Origin of the sequence: Pseudomonas sp. AMR01 (assembly GCF_041946035.1) — a bacterium.
GTDB classification, from domain to species: domain Bacteria; phylum Pseudomonadota; class Gammaproteobacteria; order Pseudomonadales; family Pseudomonadaceae; genus Aquipseudomonas; species Aquipseudomonas antarctica_B.
Genome location: NZ_JAUTYR010000047.1, coordinates 26,931 through 37,709, shown reverse-complemented (window position 1 = coordinate 37,709; position 10,779 = coordinate 26,931). Strand labels below are relative to the sequence as shown.

12 protein-coding genes are annotated in these 10,779 nt (G+C 59.5%); 6 read left to right on the top strand and 6 right to left on the bottom strand.

What is annotated here, in order from left to right:
- The first annotated feature begins 334 nt into the window (after nucleotides 1-334).
- Nucleotides 335-1,255, top strand: a complete 921-nt coding sequence (gene yegS / locus Q7C20_RS24545; RefSeq protein WP_375070883.1) for a lipid kinase YegS — start codon at nucleotides 335-337, stop codon at nucleotides 1,253-1,255.
- Here yegS and Q7C20_RS24540 read toward each other — a convergent pair.
- The 3 genes from Q7C20_RS24540 to Q7C20_RS24530 all read right to left on the bottom strand — a co-directional run bounded on the left by Q7C20_RS24540 (nucleotide 1,214) and on the right by Q7C20_RS24530 (nucleotide 3,570).
- Entirely contained in the window at nucleotides 1,214-1,873 is a 660-nt protein-coding gene (locus Q7C20_RS24540; RefSeq protein ID WP_348062374.1) for a response regulator transcription factor, read from the bottom strand. The genes yegS and Q7C20_RS24540 overlap by 42 nt on opposite strands.
- Complete coding sequence (locus tag Q7C20_RS24535; protein ID WP_375070884.1) at nucleotides 1,870-2,763, bottom strand: sensor histidine kinase; 894 nt, start codon at nucleotides 2,761-2,763, stop codon at nucleotides 1,870-1,872. Before Q7C20_RS24535 ends, Q7C20_RS24540 begins: the two co-directional genes overlap by 4 nt.
- Before the next feature lie 357 nt (nucleotides 2,764-3,120).
- Nucleotides 3,121-3,570 carry a hypothetical protein gene (locus tag Q7C20_RS24530; RefSeq protein ID WP_348062375.1) on the bottom strand — a complete coding sequence of 150 codons (450 nt, stop codon included), beginning with the start codon at nucleotides 3,568-3,570 and terminating at the stop codon, nucleotides 3,121-3,123.
- 535 nt (nucleotides 3,571-4,105) lie between these two features.
- Here Q7C20_RS24530 and Q7C20_RS24525 point away from each other — a divergent pair.
- Together Q7C20_RS24525 and Q7C20_RS24520 are read left to right on the top strand one after the other, a co-directional pair.
- Nucleotides 4,106-5,041: a chemotaxis protein CheV gene (locus Q7C20_RS24525; protein WP_375070882.1), complete on the top strand. Its 936-nt coding sequence runs from the start codon at nucleotides 4,106-4,108 to the stop codon at nucleotides 5,039-5,041.
- A 344-nt stretch (nucleotides 5,042-5,385) separates the two neighbouring features.
- Nucleotides 5,386-6,192 carry an MOSC domain-containing protein gene (locus tag Q7C20_RS24520; RefSeq protein ID WP_375070881.1) on the top strand — a complete coding sequence of 269 codons (807 nt, stop codon included), beginning with the start codon at nucleotides 5,386-5,388 and terminating at the stop codon, nucleotides 6,190-6,192.
- 63 nt (nucleotides 6,193-6,255) lie between these two features.
- Here Q7C20_RS24520 and Q7C20_RS24515 read toward each other — a convergent pair whose 3' ends face one another.
- Together Q7C20_RS24515 and Q7C20_RS24510 are read right to left on the bottom strand one after the other, a co-directional pair.
- Nucleotides 6,256-6,540: a pyrimidine/purine nucleoside phosphorylase gene (locus Q7C20_RS24515; protein WP_049712179.1), complete on the bottom strand. Its 285-nt coding sequence runs from the start codon at nucleotides 6,538-6,540 to the stop codon at nucleotides 6,256-6,258.
- Nucleotides 6,541-6,603: 63 nt separating this feature from the next.
- Entirely contained in the window at nucleotides 6,604-7,146 is a 543-nt protein-coding gene (locus Q7C20_RS24510) for an exonuclease domain-containing protein (protein ID WP_375070880.1), read from the bottom strand.
- Nucleotides 7,147-7,332: 186 nt separating this feature from the next.
- Here Q7C20_RS24510 and Q7C20_RS24505 point away from each other — a divergent pair, with 186 nt between their 5' ends.
- From Q7C20_RS24505 to Q7C20_RS24495, 3 genes are all read left to right on the top strand, one after another.
- The gene (locus Q7C20_RS24505) at nucleotides 7,333-7,956 is read left to right on the top strand and encodes a TetR/AcrR family transcriptional regulator (RefSeq protein WP_375070879.1); all 624 of its coding nucleotides are present in this window, start codon (nucleotides 7,333-7,335) and stop codon (nucleotides 7,954-7,956) included.
- Nucleotides 7,957-8,041: 85 nt separating this feature from the next.
- Nucleotides 8,042-8,839 (top strand): substrate-binding periplasmic protein, encoded by a 798-nt coding sequence (locus tag Q7C20_RS24500; RefSeq protein WP_375070878.1) that lies wholly within the window; start codon nucleotides 8,042-8,044, stop codon nucleotides 8,837-8,839.
- A gap of 68 nt (nucleotides 8,840-8,907) precedes the next feature.
- Nucleotides 8,908-9,912 (top strand): GNAT family N-acetyltransferase, encoded by a 1,005-nt coding sequence (locus tag Q7C20_RS24495; RefSeq protein ID WP_375070877.1) that lies wholly within the window; start codon nucleotides 8,908-8,910, stop codon nucleotides 9,910-9,912.
- A 130-nt stretch (nucleotides 9,913-10,042) separates the two neighbouring features.
- On the opposite strand, the gene Q7C20_RS24490 is transcribed toward Q7C20_RS24495, so the two are convergent.
- Complete coding sequence (locus tag Q7C20_RS24490) at nucleotides 10,043-10,594, bottom strand: RNA polymerase factor sigma-70 (protein ID WP_348061970.1); 552 nt, start codon at nucleotides 10,592-10,594, stop codon at nucleotides 10,043-10,045.
- Nucleotides 10,595-10,779: the final 185 nt, after the last annotated feature.

Genomic DNA, 10,779 nt, shown 5'->3' with positions numbered 1-10,779 from the left:
AGATCAAGATCAAAATCTACAGCACGGCGGCCTAGTAGCCGACCTGAGTGGTTGAATCAAAAGCGCTGTTTTTTCTAGAGCAGATCGCATTCTTCCTGATGTATGAAGATCACCTGTGGGAGCGGGCTTGCTCGCGAATGCGGTGGGTCAGTCACCAAATCCATAACTGACCCACCGCATTCGCGAGCAAGCCCGCTCCCACACTTGACCGCATTGGGCGCTCCGAGCTTGTACTTGCCGCTGTCCAAAAAAATGGATATCCGCGCGGTAAACCAAACACTGTCCCCAAATGTCCACATCTTCAGGAACTATTAAATCCAGGAGTAACGCGTTCATGACCACCCCTAAAGCATTGTTGATTCTTCACGGCAAGCAAGCCCTCAATGAGGACGTGCGCGCTGCTGTGCAGGCCCGGCGTGAGCAGGGTTGGGAGTTGGCGGTGCGCGTTACCTGGGAAGGCGGTGACGCCCAGCGGTTGGTCAATGAGGCGTTGGCCGACGGGTATACCCACCTCATTGCTGGCGGTGGCGACGGCACGTTGCGCGATGTGGCCGAAGCCATGGCGCTGGCCAAGACCGATGCCAGCCTGGTGCTGATGCCTCTGGGCACCGCCAATGACTTCGCCAAGGCGGCCGGTGTGCCGCAGGAGCCCGCCGAAGCCTTGGCCCTGCTCGATGTGGAGCCCAGGGCCATCGATCTCGGCCAGGCGGGTGACCAGATATTCCTCAATATGGCGACTGGCGGCTTTGGTAGCCAGGTCACTGCCAACACGTCTGAAGACCTGAAAAAAGTCCTCGGTGGCGCCGCTTACCTGTTCACCGGTTTAACCCGTTTCAGCGAATTGAAGTCGGCGTACGGCGAGCTGGAAGGCCCGGGTTTTCACTGGAAAGGTGACCTGCTTGCACTCGGTATCGGCAACGGTCGCCAGGCGGGTGGCGGGCATGTGCTGTGCCCTGACGCCTTGGCCGACGACGGCCTGTTGGACATCAGCATCTTGCCCGCGCCCCAGGAAGTGGTCGGCACGCTGCTCACGCTGATGAGCGACGGCTGGGGCCTGGACAATATGTTTGTGCGGGCGCGCCTGCCGTGGGTTGAGATCAAGGTGGCCGAAGGGCTGTACATCAACCTGGACGGTGAGCCGCTCAAGGGCGACGACTTGCGGTTCAGCGCATTGCCCAAGGCCTTGCGTGTGCACCTGCCGGTGAATTCGCCGTTAGTCGTCCAGGCTGATGATTTGCTCGCGCACGGCGAATAGCACCAGGCCCGCAACATCGAATATTTGCAGGCGCTTCATGATTTGCGAGCGATGCGCCTCCACCGTCTTGATGCTCAAGCCCAGGCCTTGGGCGATTTCCCGGGTGGACTTGCCGCGCACGATCAAGCGCAAAATTTCCAGCTGACGCGCGGTGAGGTTGTGGCTGTGGGCAACGGGCGAGGTCGGGCCCTGGCTGCGGATCAGCGCCTGATTGATCACGGTGTGGGCAATCGCAGGGCTCAGGTAGCGCTCGTTGTTGCGCAAGGCCGACAAGGCGTGTTCCAGCTCGTTGGCCGAGGTGTCCTTGAGCAGGTAGCCATGAGCGCCGGACTCTAGCGCGCGCATGATCAGCTCGGGGTCGGTGTGCATCGACAGGATCAGCACTTTGCTTTTGGGATAGGCCGCCTTCAGGTGTTGCAGGGCGTCCAGGCCGCCCGTGTGTTTCATCGACAGGTCGAGCAGCACGATGTCCGGCTGCAAGGCGCTGAATTTTTCCAGTAACTGTGCGCCATCGCTGGCTTCGCCAATCACTGTGTAGCCGGGTATGTCCTGGATCAGCGCGCGAACGCCGGCGCGGATTAGTGCGTGGTCATCCACCAACAGTAAGTTGCACGTCACTCGGAAACCTTAGGGCAACTGGCCCGTTCGAGGGCGCGGGGCGCCCAGGGGAAAAGCGCGTCGATCCGCGTGCCTTTGCCTGGCGTGCTGTTGACGGACAAAGAGCCCCCCAATTGATCTACCCGCTCGGACATCCCGGCCATGCCCCGCTGGCCTTCCAGGCCAGGATTAATGGCGGGCGAAAAACCCTGGCCGTCATCGCAGATCATAAGCGACAAGCCTTCGGGCAAGCGTTGCAGGCGTACCAGCAAATTGTGCGCCTGGGCGTGGCGCAGCATGTTGGTCACGGCTTCCTGAGTGATGCGAAACGCCGCCACGGCCATTTCTTCCGGAATGCCGGTCAGCCGTTGCTGGCATTCCAGGCTCCAGTGAATCGGGGTGTTTTCGAGGGTCTTGAGCAAGTGCGCGCGTAGGCTTGCCTCGAGGCCCAGGCTGGCCAACTGCCGAGGGTTGAGAATGGCGGACACGTCGCGCACTTTGGCCAGGGTTTCATTCAGCGTGTTGCACAGCACCGTGCATTGGCTTTGCAGGTCGTCCGGCAGGCGGCGCTTGAGCCATTCACCTTGCAATGTGGCGGCGGTCAGCAGCTGGCCGATGTCGTCATGCAATTCGCGGCTTAAGCGATGGCGCTCGTTTTCCTGCACCTGCAGCAAGCGGTCAGCGAGTTCCTGCGGCTGAAATTTGATCGACTTGCGCGAACGCCACTGCTGCACGCCCACCACCAGCAAGGTGGCCGTGTTGAGCAGCAGGATCAGCAGCGGCGGTGGCGCGGAGCGCGTATACGCCCACACGCTCACCAGCAACGAGCCAAGGCACAGGATGAGGACCATGCGGCGCGCATTATTGCGGGACACGGACCTTGCGATGAGTGACTTGAGGCTGGCGTGCATAGCGGATGGAGCCAATGAAGGTTCGCTGCGGAAAGACCTGCCATGGCGGCTCACAGGGCTCTGTTTGGGAAGCGGTGACGAATCGTTTTTATACATGATGAAGTTGTGTCACTTCGAGCGCGGCATAGTACCACCACTATTACCGTTGGTCGCCTGGCGCCTCGCTTTACCGGCTTATTAAACAGGCGAACGCTCTGGAGCGCAGTTCCAGAGTTTCAGAGAGTGGACAGTTATATTAATTGAGGCGACTTGTATAATTATTACAATGATGGCTATTTGATATGCTTTGCCACAATGCTGTTCAGGCAAGCGCTCGTTTTTAGATAACTGACGTATTAAATACGACTCGAAGGTTGTTCATGACACGTGATGCTCATGCTGCTGAGGTTTACAGGCCAAGTCTTTTTGTGGGATCTGCAGAGTGACTGTCGCAATCAGCGTGGTTTGTTCACTTTCATCCAGCGTCAATTTACCGGTGCGGATGTCGATTAATTCTAATTGCCACGCCAGGAGTGTCAGGCAGTTATGCAACGCGTCCAATGCCTGGTCATGCAGTTGCAGGGGGCTTACGGCGTTGGCAATCAGGCATTGAATATGCCGCGAGAACTCGCTGATCGCCTGTAGGGCAAGGCCTTCGGCTTTTTCAGCGAGTACGGCGAGGCTGGTTTTCATGCAGTCGATGGCATCGCTGTCATTGCGAATCAAGTGCAAATGGTTCAAGCACTCTTCTGTCTTGGCCAACAGCATTTGAGCCTCGATCAGGAATTCAGGAAGTGCAGTTTGCCATTCGTTTGTGCTGTTCATCATGCAAGTCTCCACAACATGAGGTCGGGTGATGAAATGCCGCACCGGGTGAATGGCGTAAAACTACCGCTGAAATATGACTGCAGTCTGTAGGCTGCTTCGGACAATTTTGTAGGAGCGTTATTCGAGTGATCGCGAACGTCGCGCAAGACCCTTGTTGGCGTGGGCCACTGCACAACTTCAGTTGCCGCCACGTGACTGTCTGGAAGCCCCGTGTGCCGAGGACTTGGGATGGCGAACAAAAGCCTGACTCCATTCATGCAATGAGAATGGCGTCACATTAATGGCTATTAGATATCGCGAATATCAGGTTGGGCCTGATTGCTCATAGGGGAATCCCTTACACAGCGGAACCGCGCGTCGATTTTTATGTCGCGAAGGGTTGCTGGCGTACTGTCTGTGAAGACGAATGCAGTAAAGCATGATGTCAGTGTGACATCAATGGATTTACATGGCATTTTAGCGGGGTCAAGGTCTGGCGCTTGCCGCCGATAACAAACATTAAGCGAACAGCACAATCCCATATCAGGAGCTTTTAATGGCCGGCATTCTCGACACGGTAGATCAACGCACGCAACTGGTGGGTGAGAATCGCCTGGAGATCCTCATGTTTCGTCTGGCCGGGCGGCAGTTGTTCGCGATCAACGTGTTCAAGGTGCAGGAAGTGCTGCAGTTGCCCAAGCTGACCCTGATGCCCCAGCGCCACCGGTTTGTGTGCGGCGTGGTCAACCTGCGCGGCCAGACCCTGCCGGTGATCGACCTGTCCCAGGCGATCGGCATGCGCCCGCTGGTGCCGGGCCCCACCAGCACGATTATCGTCACCGAGTACAACCGCTCCGTGCAGGCGTTTTTGGTGGGCGGCGTGGACCGCATCGTCAACATGAACTGGGAAGCCATCCTGCCGCCTCCGGCCAGTGCCGGGCGTCAGCATTACCTCACGGCCATCAGCAAGGTCGATGACCAGTTGGTGGAAATCATCGACGTGGAAAAAGTCCTCGCCGAAATCGTGCCGTACAACGCCAAGGTCTCCCGCGAAAAACTCGAAGACCCGGTACTCGAACGCGCCCGTGGCCGCGAAGTGTTGCTGGTGGACGACTCCAACGTTGCCCTGTCGCAATTGCGCGACACCCTTGGGCAACTGGGCGTGAAAATGCACATCGCCAGCGACGGCCTCAAGGCACTCAACATGCTCAAGGCCTGGGCCGACACCGGCCAGGTGATGACTGACAAGCTGCTGATGATCTTCACCGACGCCGAAATGCCCGAGATGGACGGCTATCGCCTCACCACTGAAATCCGCAACGACCCGCGCCTGCGTGGCCTCTATGTGGTGCTGCACACCTCGCTGTCCGGCAGCTTCAACGACTCGATGGTGAAAAAAGTCGGCTGCGACAATTTCCTCTCCAAATTCCAGCCCGACAAGCTGGTGGATGTAGTGCGACAGCGCCTGATGCTGGACGACGTGCCGGCTTGACCGCAATCGGCGTGCTTACATTCATGGGTTGAGCATGTTCGTTGTGGCGAGCAGGCTTGCCCTGCGTTGGGCCGCGAAGCGGCCCCAAAACCAGACGATGAGTTCCCCCTGATACACCTCGCTGCCCTCAATGGGGCTGCTGCGCAGCCCAACGCAGGGCAAGCCTGCTCGCCACAAGCAAGCCTGCTTTCCACAATGTGCCTGCTCTCCACAATGGGCCTGCTTTCCAAAGCAAGCCTGCTCTACACAGCGAGCCTGCTGGTCACAGGGCGATTCCGTGCCCTTTGATTCCGCGATCACGCTCCTATAGGGTATCGGCTTCGTCCCCTCAGGAAAGCAGGCCCATGCTTCGTCTCAGCGCGTTGTACCGTTACCCCTTGAAGTCCGGCAAGGCCGAGATTTTGCAGCAGGTCGGCCTGGATAAGCTGGGTGTGCATGGGGATCGACGCTGGATGCTGGTGGACGACGCCAGCGGGCGTTTCCTCACGCAGCGCGCAGTGGCCAAAATGAGCCAACTGTCGGCGCTGTGGAATGGCGCCGGCGGCCTCACCCTGAGTTCCCCTGGCCAGGCGCCGCTGGACGTGGCACTGCCTGGCAGCGACGCCGAGCTGCGCGGCGTGACCATCTGGCGTGACACCTTGCGCGTGCCGGATGCAGGCGATGCGGCTGCGGCGTGGGTCAGTGAGTTCATTGGCAAGCCGACGCGCCTGGTGCACGTGCCGGTCGAACGCGCGCGCAGCACCGAGGCGGGGTATGGCAAGGACGACGACAAAGTCGGTTTTGCCGATGGCTTCCCGTTGCTGCTGATCGGTCAGGCATCCCTCGACGACTTGTCACACCGCATCGGCCGACCGATGGAAATGCTGCGTTTTCGGCCCAACCTGGTGATCGAAGGTGGCGAGGCCTTTGCCGAGGACGGCTGGAAACGCCTGCGCATTGGCGACGTAGAGTTTCGCGTGGTCAAGTCGTGCTCGCGCTGCATCCTCACCACCATCGACCCGGCCAGCGGCGAGCGCAGTGCCGACCGTGAACCTTTGGCCACCCTCAAGACCTACCGCGAGAGCAATGGCGATGTGATGTTCGGCCAGAACCTGGTCAACGATGGCGCAGGTCGCCTGGAAGTCGGCATGCCGGTCACCGTTCTCGAATAAGGCTGCGCCCATAAAAAATGCCCGTCTCGCAGGAGACGGGCATTTTTTTGACCGGGCGAAAGATCAGCCGCGGTATTCGCACAGGTAGGCCGTGTCGACGGCGACTTTCAGCTGGAACTTGCTGTTTGCCGGCACGTTGAACTGGCTGCCGGCAGCGAAGGTTTCCCAGTCGTTGGCGTCAGGCAGTTTGACGGTCAGTGCACCAGACACCACGTGCATGATTTCACGCTGGGCGGTGCCGAATTCGTATTCACCCGGGGCCATCACGCCGATTGTCGCCGGACCTTCTGCGGTGCCAAAAGCGATCGACTTCACGGTGCCGTCGAAGTACTCATTGACTTTAAACATGGGCGAATCCTCGGAAAAGGGACTGGAAAGGTCGGCCAGTATGCCCAAGGGCAGGGGGGCTGCCTAGACCGGCAGTATCAGCGGTAACAACCGTGCGGTATTGCGCGCATCTTCCAGCGCCCGGTGTTGCTGGCCATTGAACTGCATCCCCGCCAATTGCAGGGCGCCGTTGAGCCCCAGCGGCTTGTCCAGCCGCCGCGCCTTGGCGAAGCGTTGCTTGAGGTTGACGTGGGGCGTCTGGGCGAGGGCGCTGGTCAGGCCGTGGCGCTGCCATTCGAGCTCCAGCTGCGCGCGGTCGTAATCGCCCCAACTGGCCCAGCCTTCGAGTCGTGCGTGATGCTGGCCCAACCAGCGCTCGAACAGCGGCCACACGTCGGTGATCGGTGCGGCGGCGTCGATGTTGGCCTGTGTGATGTGGGTTAACTGGCGGCAGAAAGGCGTCAGCAATGGGCGGCGCAGCGGCCGTACAAAGCGCTGAAAGTGATCCAGCTCGCGGCCCTGGCGGTTGACCAGGCTCACACCGATCTCGATGACTTCCATTTCCGTCACGGGCCAGCCGCCGTCATCCGTTGTGGCTTCAAGGTCAATAATCAGCCAATGATGCATCGCGCAGGTTCCCGTACTCGTCTCTTCCTGATGGGGATAGAGCGTAGCCAAGCCTTGTAGTTCCGCCCAGGGCCAGCAAGCTCTGTTTGTAAACGCTGAAAACAAGTTTTGCCCAAGCGCTTGCTTGGTCGGCGGCCACCGCCTAAATTGCCGCCAGAGACGTCAGTAGAAGTAGAGGAGAGTGGCATGGATGAGCAAAAAGCCCTGCGGGTAATGCGCACTATGGTAGACGGCGGCCAATTGACCGACCCCGACAGCGCCCGTGGCAAGTTGCTGCAAACCGCGGCTCACCTGTTTCGCAACAAGGGGTTTGAGCGCACAACCGTGCGTGACCTGGCGGGCGCGGTGGGGATTCAGTCCGGCAGCATCTTTCATCACTTCAAGAGCAAGGACGAGATCCTGCGGGCAGTGATGGAGGAAACCATTCACTACAACACCGCGATGATGCGCGCTGCGCTGGAAGAGGCGACGAGTGTGCGTGAGCGCGTGCTGGCGCTGATTCGCTGCGAGTTGCAGTCAATCATGGGCGGCAGCGGCGAGGCGATGACGGTGCTGGTGTACGAATGGCGTTCGCTGTCGGACGAAGGCCAGGCTCACGTGCGGGCGCTGCGCGATGTGTACGAAGACATCTGGCTGCAGGTGCTGGGCGAGGCCAAGGCCGCTGGCTACTTCAAGGGCGATGTGTTTATTGCCCGGCGTTTCCTCACGGGCGCCTTGTCATGGACCACCACTTGGTTCCGCGCCGAAGGCAGCCTGACCCTGGAACAGTTGGCCGAAGAAGCCCTGCTGATGGTGCTCAAGGCGGACTAAGCCACTCATTTGATGGCAAAAGTTGTCTCGACTGCCAAAAACGCCTAGCTTATCGCCATCAATGTGTTTAACGGTGTGTGCCTCAATGTTTTCGCCATGGCGGCTGGCTGCAGGAGTTACTTTATGGGCACTGGGCACCGCGTGCTGGGTGCCGGCTTCGGCTGCGCAATTGGTGAGGATTGGTGCCGCGCATTTTCCGCCCTACACCGTACGCCCCGAGCAAGGTGCCGACACCGGTTTGCTGCCGCAGTTGGTGGAAGCCTTGAACGCCGCGCAAACCGACTACCAGTTTGTACTGGTGCCCACCTCCATCCCACGGCGTTTTCGCGATTTCGAGCAGGGCCGAGTCGACATGGCGATCTTCGAAAACCCCAGCTGGGGTTGGAAGAACATCCCCCACACCAGCGTCGACATGGGCCTGGAAGACGCCGAAATCTTCGTTGCCCAACGTAAGCCCGGGCGTGACCAAAGCTATTTCGCCGACCTTTCCAACAAGCGTCTGGCCGTGTTCAGCGGTTATCACTACGCCTTCGCCAACTTTAACCCCGACCCCAAAAACATGGCCGAACACTTCAACGCCACGTTGACCTATTCCCATGACAGCAACCTGCTGATGGTTGCGCGCGGGCGGGCTGATATCGCTCTGGTAACGCGTTCCTTCCTGAGTGACTTCCTGGTGCGCAACGCGGACATGGCCGGGCAATTCCTGGTTTCAGAGCGCATCGATCAGGTTTATCACCACTACGCCTTGCTGCGGCCGAAGGCGCCTATCAGCGGCGCAGCGTTTGCCGGGTTGCTCAAGGGCCTGCGGGACAACGGCCAGATGCTGAAAATCTTCGAACCCTATCGCATTGATGTCACGGCGGTCTCCGCGACGCCCTGATCGGCTAAATTTTGCGGCGCTGCTCACGTCACTTCTTCTATAGCCTTCGAAGACTGTGAGCCGCCACCATGAATGATTTATCTGTCCTGCCGTTGCCCGCCGGGCCCGCCCTGAATGCCGATGAAACCGACAGCCACCTGAGCCTGACCCTGGAAGGCCAGCCGCTGGTTCGCCTGCGCCTGCAGCGCGATGATCAATTACACGTGCATTTGCAGGACGCCAACAGCGTTGCGCCCGCCCGCGCGTTGTGGAGCGCCTGTTACTGGCTGTTCGTCAAGGAGCCCGCACGCCAGCGGTTGACCTGGCACCTTGAGCATGTGCCTGAGGACGCGTTGCGCAGCGGCCTGTTGGTGGCGACCGACGTAGCAGGCCAGTTTCACTGCGAGCGCACGCTGTTCTGGCAATTGCCTCAGCCCTGGCTTGGCCAATCCCCCAGCGGCAACTACCCGCAGCACATGATCATCAGCGCCGGCAAACGCCATCCGTTGCGCGCGCCCAAGCCGCGAGGTGAAGTCTATCGACGCTACGATGCGCGCCTGGGTGCGTGGATTTCCCTGCGCACCGTCGAAATTGACGTGGACCTGGCGCGCTTCAATCGCTGGCAGAACAGCACCCGCGTGGCGAATTTCTGGCAGGAAACCGGCAGCCTGGAACAGCACCGCGAGTACCTCGACAAGCTCGACGCCGACCCGCACACGCTGACGCTGATCGGCTGTTTCGACGACGAACCCTTTGCTTACTTCGAAGCCTATTGGGCCAAGGAAGACCGCATCGCGCCGTTTTACGACGCGGGCGATTATGACCGTGGCATTCACATGCTGGTGGGGGAGGAACATCACCGTGGGCCGCACAAGGTTGCCAGTTGGTTATCGGCGCTGGTGCATTACCTGTTTCTCGACGATCCACGCACTCAGCGCGTGGTGGCCGAGCCCCGCGCCGATAACGCGAAGATGATCGGGCATATGCACAACCAGTGCTTCCACTGCGAAAAGGAGTTCGACTTCCCGCACAAGCGCGCGGCGTTGATGATTCTGGGGCGGGAGCGGTTTTTTGAGCGCTGCGGTTTGGTCTGAGTCGGCATTCTGTGGGAGCTGGCTTGCCTGCGATGGCATCAACTCGGTCTGGCTGGAAGACCGAGGCGCCTGCATCGCAGGCAAGCCAGCTCCCACAAAAAGCCTGTGCCTGCCCGTTTTGAACAGCGGGTCAAACCCGCCGTGCAAACGTATCGCTATGGCTGCCCGACACCTTGCGGCAGTGCACCAGCGCATCACGAATCATGAAGTTCACCAGCGTCGGCGAAACGCCCAGTTCCTTGGCGATGTCCTTCTGCGGCACGCCGTGCAGGCGGTACATCTCGAACGCATAACGGGTGCGCTGCGGCAGCTCCGTCAGGGCATCGGCGATGTGTTCCAGGGTGCTGAAGTTAATGTGCGAGGTTTCCGGTGAAGCGCCGTGAATGACCACATTCAAGCCTTCCTCTTCCGTGCCGGAGTATTTGAGCTCCAAAGCCTGCTTGCGGTAGTGATCGATCGCCAGGTTGCGCACGATCTGGAACAGATAGCTGAGCTGGGCCTTGAACGATGAGGTGATCGTCGGCGCCGATTGCAGCCGAAAGTAGGCGTCCTGCACCACGTCTTCTGCGCGGGAGCGGCAACCGGTAATACGTGCCGCGATCTTCACCAGAATCAACCGATTGTCGACAAAAGCCTGGAGAAGCGGTGAGTCGCACCTGCCTGTGGATACTTGTTCCGTCATGGAATTCACCTTGTTGCAAAGAGGTTGGGGGAGGGCTTCCTTGCTGAGGCCTCCTACACATCGGGCAACAAATTAGGCTTAATGATAATGATTGTCAAATGAGAAGACGAACTAATCTTATGCCTTTGCAAAAGGTGTGAGCCACGTCTCGCTCGTCCAGGGCAACTAATTATTTGGCGCCACCG

Excerpts from the sequence above, each read along its gene's own strand:
- yegS (WP_375070883.1), top strand. The coding sequence starts at position 335 with ATGACCACCCCTAAAGCATTGTTGATTCTTCACGGCAAGCAAGCCCTC.
- Q7C20_RS24535 (WP_375070884.1), bottom strand. The coding sequence starts at position 2,763 with ATGCACGCCAGCCTCAAGTCACTCATCGCAAGGTCCGTGTCCCGCAAT.
- Q7C20_RS24530 (WP_348062375.1), bottom strand. The coding sequence starts at position 3,570 with ATGATGAACAGCACAAACGAATGGCAAACTGCACTTCCTGAATTCCTG.
- Q7C20_RS24525 (WP_375070882.1), top strand. The coding sequence starts at position 4,106 with ATGGCCGGCATTCTCGACACGGTAGATCAACGCACGCAACTGGTGGGT.
- Q7C20_RS24520 (WP_375070881.1), top strand. The coding sequence starts at position 5,386 with ATGCTTCGTCTCAGCGCGTTGTACCGTTACCCCTTGAAGTCCGGCAAG.
- Q7C20_RS24515 (WP_049712179.1), bottom strand. The coding sequence starts at position 6,540 with ATGTTTAAAGTCAATGAGTACTTCGACGGCACCGTGAAGTCGATCGCT.
- Q7C20_RS24510 (WP_375070880.1), bottom strand. The coding sequence starts at position 7,146 with ATGCATCATTGGCTGATTATTGACCTTGAAGCCACAACGGATGACGGC.
- Q7C20_RS24505 (WP_375070879.1), top strand. The coding sequence starts at position 7,333 with ATGGATGAGCAAAAAGCCCTGCGGGTAATGCGCACTATGGTAGACGGC.
- Q7C20_RS24500 (WP_375070878.1), top strand. The coding sequence starts at position 8,042 with ATGTTTTCGCCATGGCGGCTGGCTGCAGGAGTTACTTTATGGGCACTG.
- Q7C20_RS24495 (WP_375070877.1), top strand. The coding sequence starts at position 8,908 with ATGAATGATTTATCTGTCCTGCCGTTGCCCGCCGGGCCCGCCCTGAAT.
- Q7C20_RS24490 (WP_348061970.1), bottom strand. The coding sequence starts at position 10,594 with ATGACGGAACAAGTATCCACAGGCAGGTGCGACTCACCGCTTCTCCAG.